This is a genomic window from Nonomuraea sp. CA-218870 (genome assembly GCF_050936535.1).
GTDB lineage: Bacteria > Actinomycetota > Actinomycetes > Streptosporangiales > Streptosporangiaceae > Nonomuraea > Nonomuraea corallina.
Genome location: NZ_JBNJMN010000001.1, coordinates 5,446,036 through 5,462,358, shown reverse-complemented (window position 1 = coordinate 5,462,358; position 16,323 = coordinate 5,446,036). Strand labels below are relative to the sequence as shown.

15 protein-coding genes are annotated in these 16,323 nt (G+C 71.8%); 8 read left to right on the top strand and 7 right to left on the bottom strand.

Annotated features, from left to right (window positions below):
• The first annotated feature begins 197 nt into the window (after positions 1-197).
• The 8 genes from ACQEUU_RS26220 (at position 198) to ACQEUU_RS26185 (ending at position 8,496) form a co-directional block, all read left to right on the top strand.
• Positions 198-386 (top strand): YciI family protein, encoded by a 189-nt coding sequence (locus ACQEUU_RS26220; RefSeq protein ID WP_433070673.1) that lies wholly within the window; start codon positions 198-200, stop codon positions 384-386.
• A 6-nt stretch (positions 387-392) separates the two neighbouring features.
• The gene (locus ACQEUU_RS26215; RefSeq protein ID WP_433070671.1) at positions 393-1,616 is read left to right on the top strand and encodes an RNA polymerase sigma factor; all 1,224 of its coding nucleotides are present in this window, start codon (positions 393-395) and stop codon (positions 1,614-1,616) included.
• On the top strand, positions 1,613-2,206 hold the full coding sequence (locus tag ACQEUU_RS26210; RefSeq protein WP_433070669.1) for a dihydrofolate reductase family protein: 594 nt from the start codon (positions 1,613-1,615) through the stop codon (positions 2,204-2,206). Before ACQEUU_RS26215 ends, ACQEUU_RS26210 begins: the two co-directional genes overlap by 4 nt.
• A gap of 79 nt (positions 2,207-2,285) precedes the next feature.
• Complete coding sequence (locus ACQEUU_RS26205) at positions 2,286-3,785, top strand: hypothetical protein (RefSeq protein ID WP_433070668.1); 1,500 nt, start codon at positions 2,286-2,288, stop codon at positions 3,783-3,785.
• The gene (locus tag ACQEUU_RS26200) at positions 3,778-4,791 is read left to right on the top strand and encodes an SseB family protein (protein WP_433070665.1); all 1,014 of its coding nucleotides are present in this window, start codon (positions 3,778-3,780) and stop codon (positions 4,789-4,791) included. The genes ACQEUU_RS26205 and ACQEUU_RS26200 overlap by 8 nt, the downstream gene beginning before the upstream one ends.
• Before the next feature lie 436 nt (positions 4,792-5,227).
• The gene (locus tag ACQEUU_RS26195) at positions 5,228-6,382 is read left to right on the top strand and encodes a trans-sulfuration enzyme family protein (protein WP_433070662.1); all 1,155 of its coding nucleotides are present in this window, start codon (positions 5,228-5,230) and stop codon (positions 6,380-6,382) included.
• A 168-nt stretch (positions 6,383-6,550) separates the two neighbouring features.
• Positions 6,551-6,880: a DUF485 domain-containing protein gene (locus tag ACQEUU_RS26190; RefSeq protein WP_433070660.1), complete on the top strand. Its 330-nt coding sequence runs from the start codon at positions 6,551-6,553 to the stop codon at positions 6,878-6,880.
• Positions 6,877-8,496, top strand: a complete 1,620-nt coding sequence (locus tag ACQEUU_RS26185) for a solute symporter family protein (RefSeq protein WP_433070657.1) — start codon at positions 6,877-6,879, stop codon at positions 8,494-8,496. The genes ACQEUU_RS26190 and ACQEUU_RS26185 overlap by 4 nt, the downstream gene beginning before the upstream one ends.
• Positions 8,497-8,555: 59 nt before the next feature.
• On the opposite strand, the gene ACQEUU_RS26180 is transcribed toward ACQEUU_RS26185, so the two are convergent.
• From ACQEUU_RS26180 to ACQEUU_RS26150, 7 genes are all read right to left on the bottom strand, one after another.
• The gene (locus tag ACQEUU_RS26180) at positions 8,556-9,140 is read right to left on the bottom strand and encodes a GTP-binding protein (RefSeq protein ID WP_270153919.1); all 585 of its coding nucleotides are present in this window, start codon (positions 9,138-9,140) and stop codon (positions 8,556-8,558) included.
• A complete protein-coding gene (locus tag ACQEUU_RS26175) occupies positions 9,121-9,498 on the bottom strand; it encodes a DUF742 domain-containing protein (RefSeq protein ID WP_433070654.1) in 378 nt (125 codons plus the stop codon). The genes ACQEUU_RS26180 and ACQEUU_RS26175 overlap by 20 nt, the downstream gene beginning before the upstream one ends.
• The gene (locus ACQEUU_RS26170) at positions 9,495-9,905 is read right to left on the bottom strand and encodes a roadblock/LC7 domain-containing protein (RefSeq protein ID WP_433070651.1); all 411 of its coding nucleotides are present in this window, start codon (positions 9,903-9,905) and stop codon (positions 9,495-9,497) included. The genes ACQEUU_RS26175 and ACQEUU_RS26170 overlap by 4 nt, the downstream gene beginning before the upstream one ends.
• Positions 9,902-12,307, bottom strand: coding sequence for a sensor histidine kinase (locus tag ACQEUU_RS26165; RefSeq protein ID WP_433070648.1), 2,406 nt, complete (start codon positions 12,305-12,307; stop codon positions 9,902-9,904). The genes ACQEUU_RS26170 and ACQEUU_RS26165 overlap by 4 nt, the downstream gene beginning before the upstream one ends.
• Before the next feature lie 165 nt (positions 12,308-12,472).
• Positions 12,473-13,996, bottom strand: coding sequence for a prenyltransferase/squalene oxidase repeat-containing protein (locus ACQEUU_RS26160; protein WP_433070646.1), 1,524 nt, complete (start codon positions 13,994-13,996; stop codon positions 12,473-12,475).
• A complete protein-coding gene (locus ACQEUU_RS26155) occupies positions 13,993-14,877 on the bottom strand; it encodes a terpene synthase family protein (protein ID WP_433070643.1) in 885 nt (294 codons plus the stop codon). Before ACQEUU_RS26155 ends, ACQEUU_RS26160 begins: the two co-directional genes overlap by 4 nt.
• Positions 14,874-16,232, bottom strand: a complete 1,359-nt coding sequence (locus tag ACQEUU_RS26150; RefSeq protein WP_433070640.1) for a cytochrome P450 — start codon at positions 16,230-16,232, stop codon at positions 14,874-14,876. Before ACQEUU_RS26150 ends, ACQEUU_RS26155 begins: the two co-directional genes overlap by 4 nt.
• Positions 16,233-16,323 lie beyond the last annotated feature (91 nt).

Below are 16,323 nucleotides of genomic sequence, written 5' to 3'. Positions count from 1 at the left end.
TGACAGGCCGATCATCTGAGGCCCCGCCGAGGAGTTCGACATGAAGAGATATCTGCTCGCCGTCCAGTTCGACGAGAGCGCGCCACCGCTGCCCGACGACGAGATGCGGGCGCAGCTGGACCGGACGGACGCGGTCACCGACGAGATGCGCGCCGCCGGATGCTGGGTGTTCGTGGGCCTCGCACGCCAGCACGGTCGTGCGCCCGGGCGTCGGCACGACCACGATGACCGACGGCCCGTTCGCCGAGACGAAGGAGCAGCTCGGCGGGTTCTGGGTGATCCGGTGCGAGGACCTCGACCAGGCGCTGGCCTGGGCCGAGAAGTGCGCGCTGGCCTGCCGCTCCCCGATCGAGGTGCGTCCTTTCCAGGACGCCCGGCGGGGATGAGCGCGCATGGATCTCGACGGCGTCTACCGGGCGGAGTACGGCCGGTGCGTGGCCACGCTGACGCGGGTGCTCGGTGACATCGGGCTCGCCGAGGAGGCCGTTCAGGACGCGTTCGCGGTGGCCGCCGACAAGTGGCGCGAGGCGCTGCCGCCCAATCCCGGCGGGTGGATCGTGACCGCCGCGCGCAACCGGGCGATCGACCGCCTGCGCCGGGAGTCCACCCGCGAGGCCCGTCACGCCCAGGCGCTGCTGCTGCACCAGCCCGCCGAGCCGCCGCCGGTGGGGCCGGTGCGCGACGACCAGCTGCGCATGATCTTCACCTGCTGTCACCCGGCGCTGTCGCCGCTCGCCAGGACCGCGCTCACGCTGCGCCTGCTCGGCGGGCTGGAGGCCGCCGAGATCGCCCGCGCCTACCTGGTGCCGGAGGCGACCGTCGCGCAGCGGATCGTGCGCGCGAAGAAGAAGATCCGCGATGCCGGCATCCCCTTCCGGGTGCCCGGCCCCGCCGAGCTGCCCGATCGGCTGACCTCGGTGCTCGCCGTGCTGTACCTGATCTTCAACGAGGGGTACGCGTCCACGTCGGGAGAGCTGCTGCGCACGGACCTGTGCCTGGAGGCGGTCCGCCTGGCCAGGGAACTCGCCGAGCTGGTGCCCGACGAGCCCGAGGTGCTGGGGCTGCTGGCGCTGCTCCTGCTCATCGAGGCCCGGCGGCCCGCGCGGGTCGGGCCTTCGGGCGAACTGGTGCCGCTCGCGGAGCAGGACCGGTCGTCGTGGAACCGGGAGCTGATCGCCGAGGGCCACGAGCTGGTACGCCGGTGCCTGCGCCGGAACCAGCCCGGGCCGTACCAGCTGCAGGCCGCGATCAACGCCGTGCACACCGACGGGCCGGCGACCGACTGGGCGCAGGTCCTCGCCCTGTACGACCAGCTCCTGCGGCACACGCCGACCCCGATTGTGGCGCTGAACCGCGCGGTCGCCGTCGCCGAGGTGCACGGACCGGCGGCGGCGCTGGCCGCCGTCGACGAGCTGGACCTGCCGGGCTACCACCTGCTGCCCGCCACCCGCGCCGACCTGCTGGCCCGCTTGGGCCGCACCGCCGAGGCCGTCGCCGCCTACGACGAGGCGATCAGCCTGACCACCAACGACACCGAACGGGCCTTCCTGGAGACGCGACGGAAGCGTCTGGAACAGGAGACCACCGACGAATCCCACCTGAGGAGAACGACATGACCGCCACCTACACCTTCGACATCTTCACCACCCTCGACGGCTACGGTTCCTACGGCGGCGACGGCGACTGGGGCGGCTACTGGGGCAAGCAGGGCCCCGAACTGCTCGCCCACCGTCTCGCCCTGTTCGGCCAGGAGCAGCGGATGGTCTTCGGGGCCACCACCTTCCGGCAGTTCGTGGAGATGCTCGCCGCGTCGGACAACGAGGAGTACGCGGTCGGCGACCCGTGGGTCGGCCGGATGAGGAACATGCCGACGACGGTGGTGTCGTCCACGCTCCGCGGCCCCCTCGACTGGCCGGACGCGACCGTCGTCAGCGGTGACGCCGTCGACGTCGTCACCCGGCTCAAGGAGGAGTCCGACGTGCCGTTGCGCTCGCACGGCAGCCTGTCGCTGAACCGGGCGCTGATGGCCGCCGGCCTGGTCGACCGGATCCAGGTGACGATCTTCCCGGTGATCAGCGGCAGGACCGGGACGCAGCCGATCCTCCACGGCGCGGGCGACTTCGACCTCGAACTGCTGGAGAGCCGGACCCTCGACGGCCGCACCCAGGAGCTCGTCTACCGGCCCACCCCCCACCCGGCCCCATAGAAAACGGGCATAGCGCTGGGTAACGACCGCGTCCCCTTCCTACGCTCGGCGTGTCCACCGACCCCGCGGGGGATACGCGATGCCCACCCCGGACGAAGCCGCCCAGGCGCTGCGCCTCATCGCCCGCCTGGCCGAGGAGCACGGCGACGCGCTCCGCCGGGCGTTCCGGCTCTTCGGCGACGGCGCGCTGCTCGGCCCGCGGGCCGCCCGGTTGCACGCCGGGCTGACGGACCGGTGCGGCGAGGTCGGCCGGGCCTTCACCGGGGCCTTCCACCAGGTCGAACGCCTGGCCACGGCGCGCGGCGACCCGGCCGGGACGCCCGCGCCGCGCGTGGGCCGTCCGCCCGCGCCGCTGCGCGAACCGCCCGGCGGCTTCGTGGGCGGTGACCCCGACCTCATGCACGCCATCGACGCCGAACTGGCCCAGGTCGGCGAGTCCTGGCAGCGGGCCGGTCAGGTCCTGGCCGCCACGCTGGTCCGGCTGGGCCTCGACGGCGCGCCCGGCCAGGACATCGCCCGCGCCGGCGTCTGGCTGGCCGACCAGCGCCCCGACCTGCGCCGCCGCCGCGCCGACCTGCTCAAGACCACGCCCCAGCCGCAGCCGCCCCCGCAGTCGGCCACCGACCCGGCGACCGGCGCGGCGACCGGCGCGGCGACCGGCGCGGTTACCGACACGCTGTCCCGCGCCGGCGCCTTCTGGGCCGACCAGGTGGCCGGCCTCGTGCCCGGCGCGGGCGGCCTCGCCCACCAGTACGCGGAGCGCGTGGCCGTACCCCTGGCCCAGGGCGCCGCGGAAGCCGTCATCGGCGCCGCCCGGTTCGGCTGGGAGCACTCGCTGGGCGGTCTCGTCACCAACCCCTCAGGCCCGGTGGAACGCGCACGGGCGGCGTACGACGCGGGGGAGTTCGCGGCCGAGCACCCGCTGGAGTTCGCGAAATCCGCTGTCGGCTGGGAGACGCTGACCGAGGAACCGGCCCGCTGGTTCGGCCGCCTCATCCCCGAGTTCCTGCTCGGCGGCGGCGGGGTGGCCACCCGCGCGGGCAGGCTCGCCGGCGCGGCCACGCGGGCCGGCCCCCGCCTCCCGGACGGATCCCCGATCCCCCCGCCCAGGACCGCCGCCGACGGCCCGCCGCTGAAGACGATCCCGATGCGGGACAGGTACGCGGGGGAGGAGCGCACCGGGGTGCGCTACCTCGGCGAGAAGGAGCTGGCGAGCAGACGGCTGGTGATCCACGACGGAAAGCTCTATGACGTCTACGGGAGGCCGTTCGACACCACCCGAGCGCATGCCCACTTCTCGGGAAAGGGACGCGCCATCTTCGTGATGGACCGATATGGGAACCTGTACGCGAACGCCAAACACGTCGTGGGCGAATTCCATCACTCCAGCTTCCTGCGCGGCGGCGAAGTGGCGGCAGCGGGAGACGTTGAAGTGAAAGATGGAGTGCTGAAGACGATTTCCCGACATAGCGGCCACTACCGTCCAGGTCCCGAGGCTCTACGGCAGGCTATCGACCGTCTGAGAAGTGCCGGAGTCGACTTCACGGGCGTGAGCAAGGAGGGATATATCAGTGGGTGATCTCCCGCCGCCTTGGGGCTGGCGTCGCGTGGTCTGGTCCCTGCTCTATACCGTGCAGTTCAAGCCGGTCCTCGACGACGACCTCGTCGGGTGGAGGGCCCGAGGGCTGGTGCTGGAGCCGTTCAGCGGCTTCGGGCGGGAAGAGCTGTACGAGGCGCTCCAGGAGGCGCTGAGCAGTGAGGAGCCGCTCCTCGATCTGATGCCGGATCCACCGGTACCGCGTAGCGAGCATGACGTCCGCGATTTCCTGCGCCGCGTGCTCGAGCGCATGGAATCCTTGCGACCCTGGCCGGAGCTGCCGTTCCTCGTCATGCGGGGGGACTCGTGGCCGGATCTCGGCGATTGCCGGGAGATCGCCCGGCTGCACCTGAACGAGCACCAGGTCGGCGACCGGCTCCATGCCATTTTCCACCGATCCGACGACGGCGGCCTCTGGCTGCCTCTGACTCTTAACTCCGGGGACGAGGTGGCGCTGGTGGAACGCCGGCGGCGGGACCTTCGCGAGGTGGCCGTGCTGGCGCGTCCGCGTCCCGGGCGCGCCCCCGAGGACGTCCTGGCGGCGTTCCTGCACGTCACCGGCTTCGTCCTGGAGGAGATCGACGACCTCACGGACGGCCCGAACTCCGCCTCCAGAGGTGGCGCGGGCTCCGGCTGGCTCGCCTACCTGCTGCGGCTGGAGAACTCGGTCGCCGCGTTGGCGGGCGAGGAGCCGGTCCGGGTGAGCAGGTCCACCTACGAAGCCTTCCTGCGCACCCGCCTCTACTGCCAGGCCACCGAGAGCCCCGGCGTCGTCGCCGTGGGACCACCGGGGGCCGGGCTGGTACCGGCGTTCACCCTTCCCGAGGCGCTGGCCGCGTTCGCGGCGGCAGGAAAGGGCGAGACGGAGCCGCGCTTCTTCTCAGCCACCGGAAAGGACCTGCTCGACCTCATCCCTGAGGGCTACGGCGTGCTCGTCGACCCCGGCACCGAGTACGCCACCACCTTCGACACCGAAGGGCCGAGTTAGCGGGGGATAGGCCCGGGTCCTCAATAAGAGCCTCCTGGCCAGGCTGCCGCCCGCGCGGAGGAAGCCGCCCGGCGGTCGCGGTCATGACGGGCTGGTACCGCTGGGTCTGGGGTCCCGAGATCGGCCCCGTGGACGACGTGACCGCGACAGCCGACCGAATCGTGCACGTCCTACGCGTGCTCGGCCGATGAACGACACCGACGGCGAGCACGTAGAACCCGCCCCAGGCCAGGATCTCACCCAAGAGGTGTTTCTGCTGGGGCCGGCACGCGCCCTGTCCCGTACAAGGCCACGCTGAACCCGCGAGCCGTACGACGTCGTAGCGGACCACGGTGACGCCGGGGCTGAACACGTCGGCCGGCGCGAGGTCCTCGAAGCCCACGTTCGCGAAGCACCTGGAGGATGCCGGTCGCACGGGTGGTCATAGTGTCCCCTCATGGACGATGCATGGATCTGCGCTCGCCTCGGCGAGGACGAGCCGTGGATGCTGGGCGCGGTCAACCCGCCGATCTTCGAGAACTCCCTGTTCACCTTCGCCGGCATGGCCGAGCTGGGCGAGGCGATCAGGGACGAGGACGAGCGGTACGTCTACTGGCGCGGCACCAACCCCACCGTCGACCTGGCCCAGCGCAAGCTGGCCGCGCTGGAGCGGGCCGAGCGGGCCAAGTGCTTCGCCTCCGGCATGGGCGCGATCTCCGCGACGATCTCCTCGCTGGTGTCGGCGGGCGATCACGTGCTGGTGCTCGGCGCGGTGTACGGGCCGACCACCCAGTTCCTGCGTTACCTGGAGAAGTTCGGCGTGACCCACACGCACGCGGGCGACCTGGACGCCTGTGACCGGGCCGTCACGGCGGACACCCGCCTGCTGTACTTCGAGTCGCCCTCGTACATGCGGTACGAGATCTTCGACATCCCGGCCGTCACCCGCTGGGCCGCCGGGCGCGGCCTGGTCACCGTGATGGACAACACCTGGTCCACCCCGATCTTCCAGAAGCCGCTGACCATGGGCGTGGACCTGGTGGTGCACTCGCTGTCGAAGTACACGGGCGGCCACAGCGACCTGGTGGGCGGGGTCGTCGCGGGCCCTTCGCGGCTGATCAGGCCGCTGGCCCTGACCGAGTACCAGCTCTACGGGGCCGCCATGTCGCCGCACGACGCGGCCAAGGTCATCAGGGGGCTGCGCACGCTGCCGGTGCGGATGGCCGCCCACCAGGAGCGGGGCCTGGCGGTGGCGGCGTTCCTGGAGGGCCACCCGGCGGTCCGGCGGGTCAACCACCCGGGGCTGCCCTCGCATCCCGGCCACCGGATCGCGACGCGCCAGATGTCGGGCTTCTCCAGCCTGTTCAGCTTCGAGCTGGACACCGAGTCGCGCGAGGAGGTCGCGGCCGTCGTGGACGAGCTGCGCCACTTCCGCGTCGGCGTGTCCTGGGGCGGCTTCGAGAGCCTGGTGAACGCGCCCGCGCTGTCCGTCGAGGAGAGCGTGCGGGCGACCATGGGCGTCCCGGTGGGGCTGGTGCGCCTGTCGGTCGGCCTCGAACCGGCCGCGACGCTGATCGAGGACCTCGCCGGCGCGCTCGCCCGGGTCGCCTGACCCGGCGGTCGATCTACCGTTCGTCGCGCTGGATTGACCATTCACCGCAACGGCTCTCCAGCTGAACGCCGCTCGTCGGCGGCTCGGCGACGGGCGCCGCATGAGCACTCCACGGCGGGTACGTACCGCTCTTACCGTGTGCGTGATCCGCATCACAGTGGAGGTCTCGTGACCACTAGAGAACATGACGCGTCCGTCTATGAAGAGGTGCAACAGAGCAGTGAGTTCCAAGAGCTGAAGCGGCGTTTCCGGCGGTGGACGTTCCCGATGACGGTGGCGTTCCTGGCCTGGTACCTCCTGTACGTGGTGCTGTCCGGCTGGGCGCGCGACTTCATGGGGATCAAGCTGATCGGTGACATCAACGTCGGGCTTGTCCTGGGTCTGCTCCAGTTCGTGTCCACCTTCTGGATCGCGTGGGCCTACTCCCGCCACGCCGACAAGAAGCTGGACCCGATCGCCGACAAGCTGCGGCACGAGGTGGAGGAGAAGACCCAGTGAGCTCGACCACCCTGTCCACGATCCTCTTCCTGGCCTTCGTCGCGGCCACCCTCGGCATCACGGTCTGGGCCAGCCGCCAGACCAAGACGGCCGCCGACTACTACGCCGGCGGCCGGTCCTTCAGCGGGGTGCAGAACGGCCTGGCCATCGGCGGCGACTACATGTCCGCGGCCTCCTTCCTGGGCATCGCGGGCATCATCGCGCTGTCCGGCTATGACGGCTTCCTGTACTCGATCGGCTTCCTGGTGGCGTGGCTGGTGGCGCTGCTGCTGGTGGCCGAGCTGATGCGGAACTCCGGCAAGTTCACCATGGCCGACGTGCTCGCCTTCCGGATGAGCCCGCGCCCGGTCCGCACCGCCGCCGGCACCTCCACCATCGTGGTGAGCATCTTCTACCTGCTGGCCCAGATGGTCGGCGCCGGCGCCCTGGTCGGCCTGCTGCTCGGCGTCACCTCCGACGCGGGCAAGATCTGGACGATCATCGCCGTCGGCGCCCTCATGATCGTGTACGTGGTCTTCGGCGGCATGAAGGGCACCACCTGGGTCCAGATCGTCAAGGCCGTGCTGCTCATGACCGGCGCCGGTCTGGTGACGGTGCTGGTGCTCGCCCAGTTCGGCTTCAACCTGTCGGCGCTGCTCGGCCAGGCGGCCGCGACCAGCGGCCCTGCGGGCAACCCCGGCCAGTACCTCATCCCCGGCCTGAAGTACGGCACCGAGGCGCAGGGCCTGGCCGGCAAGATCGACCTGATCAGCCTCGGCCTCGCGCTGGTGCTCGGCACCGCCGGCCTGCCGCACATCCTCATCCGGTTCTACACCGTCCCGACCGCCAAGGACGCCCGCAAGTCCGTGATCTGGGGCATCGGCATCATCGGCACCTTCTACCTGCTGACGCTCGTGCTCGGCTTCGGCGCCGGCGCCATCGTCGGCCGGGAGGAGATCGTCGCCCAGGACCCGGGCGGCAACACGGCGGCGCCGCTGCTCGCCCTGCGGATCGGTGAGGAGATCTTCGGCTCGGTGGGCGGCACGGTCCTGCTGGCCTTCATCGGGGCCGTCGCCTTCGCCACGATCCTCGCGGTGGTGGCGGGCCTGACACTCGCCTCCTCCTCCAGCTTCGCGCACGACCTGTACGCGCACGTCTTCCGGCGCGGCCAGGCCAGCGAGCGGCAGGAGGTCGTGGTGGCGCGGATCTCCGCCCTGGTCATCGGAGCCATCGCGATCGGCCTGAGCATCCTCGCGCAGAGCCAGAACGTCGCCTTCCTGGTGGCCCTGGCCTTCGCCGTGGCCGCCTCGGGCAACCTGCCGGCGATCCTCTACAGCCTGTTCTGGCGGAGGTTCAACACCTCGGGCGCGGTCAGCGCCATCTACGGTGGTCTGCTGTCCGCCCTGCTGCTGGTCGTCTTCTCGCCGGTCGTCTCCGGCAGCGCGACGTCCCTGTTCAAGGACATCGACTTCTCGTGGTTCCCGCTCAGCAACCCGGGCATCGTCTCGATCCCGTTCGGCTTCCTGTGCGGCTACCTCGGAACGATCATGAGCAAGGAGTACAACGCCGCCAAGTACGCCGAGATCGAGGTCCGCTCGCTCACCGGCGTCGGCGCGGAGAAGGCCACCAAGCACTGAAGGCCGTCGAGCGCTGAACCCGCACGGCGGGCCCGGAGCGACCGGGCCCGCCGTACGCGTCAGCCCACCGGCTCGGCCCGCAGCCGGGCCGAGTGCTTGACCAGGGTGATCAGCACCTCGCGGCTGGAGTCGCGCTTGCGCGCGTCGCACATGACGATCGGGATCTCCGGGTTGAGCTGCAGCGCCAGCCGCACCTCGGCCAGCTCGTACGAGGGCGCCCCCTCGAAGCAGTTGACCGCGACCACGAACGGCGTGCCGCGCCGCTCGAAGTAGTCGACCGAGGGGAAGCAGTCGGCCAGCCGCCGGGTGTCGGCCAGGATGACCGCGCCCAGCGCCCCCTCCGCCAGCTCGTCCCAGACGAACCAGAACCGTTCCTGTCCCGGCGTGCCGAACAGGTAGAGCACGTACTCGTCGTTGAGCGTGATGCGCCCGAAGTCCATCGCCACGGTCGTGGTCCGCTTGGCCTCGACGTTGGACAGGTCGTCCACACCCACGCTGCGGTCGGTGAGGACCTCCTCGGTGCGCAGCGGCCGGGTCTCGGACACCGCGCCGACCAGGGTGGTCTTGCCCGCGCCGAAGCCGCCGGCGACGAGGATCTTGATGGCTCGCGGGAGGCGAGGCCGCTCAGAGCGATCGAAGGCCATCGAGCACCGCCCTGTACATCTTCACGTCACGCATGTCCACCTCGGATTGCGGTTCCTGGGCCGAGACGAGCTCCCTGTCGAACAGGTCGCCGAGCAGCACGCGGATGGTGCCCGCGGGCAGGTTCAGATGGGCGGCGATCTCCGCCACGGATTTGGGCTCGCGGCAGAGCCGCAGGATCGACAGGTGCTCGGGGTCCAGCCCCGCCTCGGGACCGGGAGGCGGGCCGATCGCGAGCGCCATCGAGATGAGGTCGAACCTGCCCCGGGTGGGCGCGGTCCGGCCGCGCGTCACCACGTACGGGCGGATGATCTCGGGATCGATCCAGTGTTCGTCCGTGGGGCCGTCGGTGGTGTTCACCGTTCGCTCCCCGCCTCTGCCCGCGCGCCCGAGGTGAGGTACTGGCCGACCCGGGCGACCATCATGGCCATCTCGTAGGCGACGAGCCCGATGTCGGCCTGCTGCCCGCAGAGCGCCGCCAGGCAGGCGCGCTCGCCGGCCGTGGTGACGATGAGGAACTGCGACTTCCACTCCACCACCGTCTGTTTGACGGCGCCGCCCTTCACGTGCTCGGAGACGCCCTTGGCCAGGCTCTGCAGCCCTGAGGCCACCGCCGACAGGTGCTCGCCGTCGGTGCGCACCAGCCCGGCGGACGAGGCCATCAGCAGCCCGTCGGACGACAGCACGATGGCGTGATCCACGTCGCCGATCCGCCCGACGAGGTCGTCGAGCAGCCAGTTGAGGTCGGTGCCCGCGCTGGGGGTCATGTGTCACCCCCCGGCTGTTCGCCCATCATCTTGGCGGCTTCCGACCTGCCCAGGCGGGTGCCCGACTGCAGGGATCCCATCATCGCGCGGATCTCCTCCGGCGAACGGATGTCATCGTCCTCCTCGGTGTCGTCCGGCGTGCTCGGGCCTTCCTCGCGCAGGGCGGGGGCCAGGTTGGCCTGCGGGACTCGCAGTGGCAGGCCGCCGGGGGTGAATTCGGGCTGCTTCGGCTCCACGGTCTCCTCGGACTCGCCGGTCGGCGCCGGCACGGCGCGCGGAGCCGGCTGATGGTTCGGGGCCCGGGTCGGGGGCTGGCTCGGGGGCTGGTTCGAAGGCTGGCTCGGGGGCTGCTTGGGGGGCCGGAGGGGCTCGTCCTGGAAGGGGCGGGGCAAGGGCTGCTGCCGCGAGGGCTCGGAGGCGACCTTGAGCTGGCGCACGTTGTGCGCCGCCGGCGCGCGCTCGGCCACCGCGACCGCCCTGCGCGGCAGCACCGGCGGCGCCTCGCCCTGGTGCGGCAGCGGGTCGGTGCCGACCTCGACGAGGTCCTGCGGGAGCAGCACCACGACCGTCGTCCCCCCGTACGGGGAGGCCTTGAGCCGGACCTGGATGTCGTGCCGCCTGGCGAGCTGGCTGACCACGTACAGGCCCAGGCGGGCGGTGCCGGTGATGCGGAACTCCGGCGGGTCGGCGATGCGCGCGTTGGCGGCGGCCAGGTCCTCCGGCTTCATGCCGAGGCCGCGGTCCTCGATCTCGATCACGTACCCGTTGGCCACGACCTGCCCGCTGACCTGCACCGAGGTGTACGGCGGGGAGAACGAGGCGGCGTTCTCGATCAGCTCGGCCAGCAGGTGGATGACGTCGCCGACGGCGCGGCCGACCAGCACCACGTCGCCCAGCGGCATGATCGTCACCCGCGTGTAGTCCTCCACCTCGGCCAGCGCGCCGCGCACCACGTCCAGCATCGGCACCGAGCGCCGCCACGTGCGGGCGGGGGAGGAGCCGGACAGCACGATGAGGTTCTCGGCGTTGCGGCGCATGCGGATGGCCAGGTGGTCCAGCCGGAACAGCTCCTTCAGCTCCTCCGGGTCGGTCTCGCGGCGCTCCATCACGTCCAGCACGGTGAGCTGCCGGTGCACCAGGCCCTGCGTCCTGCGGGCCAGGCTGAGCAGGATGTCGCGGATGCTGCGGCGCAGCTCGGCCTGCTCGGCGGCGACGCTGAGCGCCGTGTGCTGCACGGCGTTGAACGCCTGGCCCACCTGGCCGATCTCGTCGTCGCCGAAGTCGAGGTCGGGCACCTCCTTGGAGACGTCCACCACCTCGCCGTGACCGATCCGCTCCACCACCTTCGGCAGCCGCTCGTCGGACAGCTCGTGGGCGGCGTCGCGCAGCTTCCTGAGCTGGGCGAGCAGGTGGCGGGTCGTGGTGATCGACAGCACGATCGAGGCGATGACGGCCACCAGGCCGAGGCCGCCGGCCAGGGCGAGGCGGGCGACGACGCCCACGGCGACAGGGACGATCGACTCCGCCAGCCGGTCGCCGGCCGCGAGCGTGGTCCGCTGCATGTCGGCCAGGGTCGCCTCGGCCGCCTTGCGCCACTCCTCGGCGTCCACCGGCAGCGGTCCCGCCCGGTGCTGGATGAGCTGCTCCTCCATGGCCCGCACCCGGGTGGCGGACGCGCTGTCCGCCCACGCGTCGAACGCCTTCAGGTCCTCGTCCGGGAGCTTGGACATGGCCTCGGCCAGCGTCTGGCGGAAGACGCCCGCGGTGGCCACGAACTCGGGGTGCTCGCCCCCGATGAAGTCGCCCCTGGCGAAGACGCCGGCCAGGAGCGCGTCCTCGCGCGCCAGCCACTCGCGGGAGCGGGAGATCTCCGACAGGGTCCGCCCGTGCTTGGCGATCTCCTTGTCGTCGAACGCCGCCACCGAGTCGTACATGCGGTAGAGGGAGTCGATGATGTCGTTGTACAGGGCGGCGGCGGCCTGCATGGAGCCGGCCCGGCCGGCGTCGATCGACTTCCTGGCCGTGTCCAGCTCGGCGAGCTCGCCCCGCACGGTCCCGACGCGCTCCATCAGCGCGTCGTCGGCCGCCACGGACAGGGCGGTGCTGTCGAGGGAGGCCGCGAACTCGGCGCGCGCCGCGTCGGTGCGCGCCCGCTGGTCCCGCAGGGCCTTGTCGGCGCCCCTGGCCCCGCTGCCCAGCCGGGTGACGGTCTGGCGGCGCTCCCGCTGCAGCTCGACGAGGAGCGGCTCGCTCGGCTCGACCAGCTGGGCGTCGATGGTGGCCGCTCCGAGCAGGTTGACGCCCTCACGCAGCGTCACCCAGGCGGCGAACGCCCACAGCAGGGTGAGCGACACGATCAGGGCCGTGACTTTGGAGCGGACGCTCGCGTTACGGAAGCGCATCGAGCCCACCAGGCGGACAAGCAGCGTAAGCAAGCCTTGTCAAGGCAGCGGAATAGGCAAACAGGGAATCTGACACCCGGGTCACCCTAGCAATGCGGTAGTACTCCCTCAACGCAAATCGGCACGATTGAGAGCCTATGTCCGATTTATCCGATTAATTTAGTGTTACACGTGCATCTCCGCCACATGCAGGGCGGCCAGCACTGCGGCTCGCACAATAGCTGTCGGCGAGTAAAGGTCCTTGTCATGCCACATTGGCGGGAAATGCGGTAAATCGACCACCTGGAGAAGATGGTCGTATCCGCGACCTGCTGCCCGCTTCGCGGCCTCGTCCGGCTCCGGTCCTGTCAGCAGCAGAGTCTGCACGGCGTAGGCGGTTTCCTCCGGCATGCCCGCCCACCGCCCCCACGACCCGTCGTCGCGCTGGGTTGCCAGGACCCACTCCCGGGCCCGCCGCACCGCGCCGGCGTGCGCGGGCCCGCCGAACTCGCCCAGCGCCAGCGCGCAGGCCAGCGTCGCGTAGTAAGGGGAGGCGTGCCACCGGTCGTCCCAGCTCCCGTCGGGCCGCTGACACCCGGCCAGCCACCCGGCCACCCGGGCCATCACCGGCCCGTACCGCCCGGCCGCGGCCGGCCTGGCGCGCACGTACTGGCCGAACGCGTCCAGCACGTGGGCGTTGACGCTGGGCGAGAAGCCGTCCTCGCCCTGCCAGGTGCAGAAGTGCGTGCCCGCGTCGAACCGCAGCAGCGGGGCCGGGTCGCACGGCACCCCCAGCCTGGCCAGCGCGTAGAGGGCGACGCTGGTCGTGTCCGCGTCGGCCGGCAGCCCGGCCCCGGCCGGCGTGCCCTCCGGGGCGATCGCCGCCCGCAGATCGGCGATCATCTCCGGCGGCGCCTCGACCGGGATGCCCGCCCTGGCCAGCCAGCTCAGCACCCAGCCGCGCTCGAAGACGGTGATCGGCAGGCCGACCGGCACCGGCCCGCCGAACCGCTTGGCCACCGCCTCCAGGTGATGCCGGGCCGGATCCGCCGGGTCGGACGGCGCGGAGCGGCCGAGCCACGCGGCCGTGGCCGCCGGCGACGCGCCGACCGTGCCGATCGGCGTGGGCCGCACCGCGCCCACAAGCTGGCCCACCCGCTCGTCCGCTCGCTCGTCCGGCGCCGTCCGCGGGGGGAGCACGGCCTCCAGCACGTGCAGCACCTTCTGCGGCGGGTTGGCGCCCGACTCCAGCAGACGCCTGAGCAGCCCCAGCCGCGAGCCGTCCAGCCCGGGCGGACACTCCAGCGGCTCGCCCATCCCGTGCGCGTCGATGAGCGCCACCAGCGAGGGCACGATCAGGTCGATGGCCGGGGTGTCCGGCAGCTCGGGCCGCTCGGCGAGCATGCGCCGCAACGCCTCCAGCCCCGCCTTCGCGGCCCGCAGCACCTCGTCGCCGCCGTCCCACGCCGCGCTCATCAGCGCCTCCGTGGCGCTCAGCGTCGGTACGAGCCGGTACCCGCCCGGCTGACCCCAGGAGCCGTCCTCTCTCTGCTCGGCCAGCAGGAACGCGATCCGCTCCCGATGGCCGGCGAGCCAGGGGGCCAGCGTGACCAGCCGTCCCGTCTCGTACACCGAAGGGGACACCTGGCCCCACGGCATGGTCATGAGGCCGGTGACGAGGTCGGCGGCGCGCCGGGCGATGTCGTTCATGATTGCCTCGAAGCCCAGAAATCGGACAGCCCGTAGAAGCCCGCGCTGTAGTGGATCTGCCACCAGAGGTACTCGGCGGCCCGGGGAAGGTCGTCGCGCAGCGGCTCTATCAGCGCGGCGGCCTCGCGCGACAGCTCGGCCGTGCGCGCCCGCACCTCGTCCGCCGTCAGTCCCAGGGTGAGGGCGTTGACGTCGCCGGACGCCGATTCCCTGCGGTGCGTGGCCAGGTCGTTGAGCAGCCGCAGGTAGCGCTGCGTCGTCTCGCCCGCGGCCCGCAGCCGCGCCAGGTCGCCGGGGGCGGTGACCGTGCCGGTGTGGATCCAGTGGGAGACGGCGATGAACAGGGCGCCGCTGCTGTCGGCGTTGGCCAGGTACTCCTCCGGGCCGGGCCTGCCACGCCCCCGGCTCCACTCCCATTCGCGGGCCATCGCCCCGAGCATGAGCTCCAGCCGTTCGCGCCAGTCGGCCTCCAGCGCGGCGAACGCGGGCGCGGCGGCCAGCGCGGCGCGCAGGTCGGACAGGCAGCGGGCGACGAGCGCGTGGGACGGGACGGCGGACCCGGCCGTGAGCCCGGCCCCGGCCGCCGCGCAGGTCGCGCGCAGCGCCGTCACGGCGTCGTGGGTGGCCGCCTCCTCGTCGAACAGCCGGTCCACCGCGAACACCAGCAGCGACGCCCGGTTGACCCCGCGCAGCGCGGCCGGCTCCGCCCACGGCGAGCCGAACGCGCCGGCCAGCGCCAGCGACCCGTAGAGGCCGGAGTCGAACGACTCCCGCGGGAACAGGCCCTCGTACCCCGCCGCCCACCGCTCCAGGTCCCGCCCGGCGCTCACCGCGAGCGCGCACGTCCGCCCGGCGGCGGACAGCGCGCCGGCATCGTTCACGAGCGCCCTGCCGGGACGAGGGTCATGGTCAGGCCGGGCGGCGGGCGCAGCGAGGAGGCCAGGCGCGGGGTGACCGGACGGTCGATGTGCACCACCGGCCGGTACTTGCGGAGGATGCCGGCGATCAGCAGCGGCGCCTCCATCATGAACAGGTGCTGCCCCAGGCAGACGTGCGGGCCCGCGCCGAACGGCCAGTAGGCGTACCGGTGCCGCCCCGACTCCCGTCCCGGCGCGAACCTCTCCGGGTCGAACACCGACGGCGTGTCCCAGAACTCCGGCAGCCGGTGGGTCAGGTACGGGCTGAGCAGCACGGTGGATCCACCCTCGATCTCGACCCCGCCGATCACGTCCGGCGCCACGGCCTTGCGCGGCAGGATCCAGCCCGGCGGGTAGAGGCGCAGCAGCTCGCTGACGAACATCCGCAGGTACGGCAGGTGCGGCAGGTGCTCGGTGCTCACCGGGTCGGCGCCCACCACCCGGTCGATCTCCTCGTACATCTTGGCGGCGACCCCCGGGTGGGCGTCCAGGACCGGCCACACCCAGGTCAGCGCCGTGGCGGAGGTCTCGGTGGAGGCGCCGTGCATGGCCACCAGGTCGTCCCTGATCCGGCGCTCGCCCTCCTCGCCCGGGACGTCCTCGCGCGCCTTGACCAGGCGTGCGACGACGTCCACGCTGTCCTGGTCCAGGCCCTGCCGCGCGCGCTCCCTGGCCTCCCGGATCCGGGGGTACACGACCGCGTCGATGGCCTTGATCGCGCGCCGGAACGCCCTGTCACCCGGCATCGGCACGCCCTCCGGCACGAACGGCATCACCAGCCGCATGGCCTTGGCGGTGACCGCGACGTCGTAGGCCGGCACCAGCCGGGCGATGTCCGCCAAGGAGATCTTCGAGCCGAAGAACAGCCGGACGATCGTCGGGTGCACGATGGCCGAGATGCCCCGGGAGATGTCGAACGGCCGGCCCGGGGTGATCGTCTCGTCGATCAGCTCATCGATGATCACGGCCATCTGCTCGGCCAGCGCGTTGACGTACCGGGCCGTGAAGAGCGGCTGCAGGATCCGACGGCTCTCGGCCCACGTCGCGCCGTCCGACAGGATGCCCTCGCCGAGCAGCGGCGCGAGGGGCTCCCAGAACATGCCCTCGCGGACGAAGTTGGACTGGTTCTGGACCAGCACGTGCTGGACGTGGTCGGGGTGGGTCACCAGGTACGGGCGGAACGGACCCATGTTGAGCCGGACGAGCTCGCCCCCCGCCCGTTCGGAGGCCTCCTCCAGGGCGTGGACGGGGATCCGGTGGTGCTTGGTGAGCCTGCCGAGGAACGGAAGGGTCCGGGTGGGGGAGGCGCTGGTCGCCACGGTCGTGCCTCCAAGCCCGCATCACACTGTCCCAGGAGACGGGACATTTGCCCACAAAAGCCAAATCTAGGATGGAGTATCACATGATCTT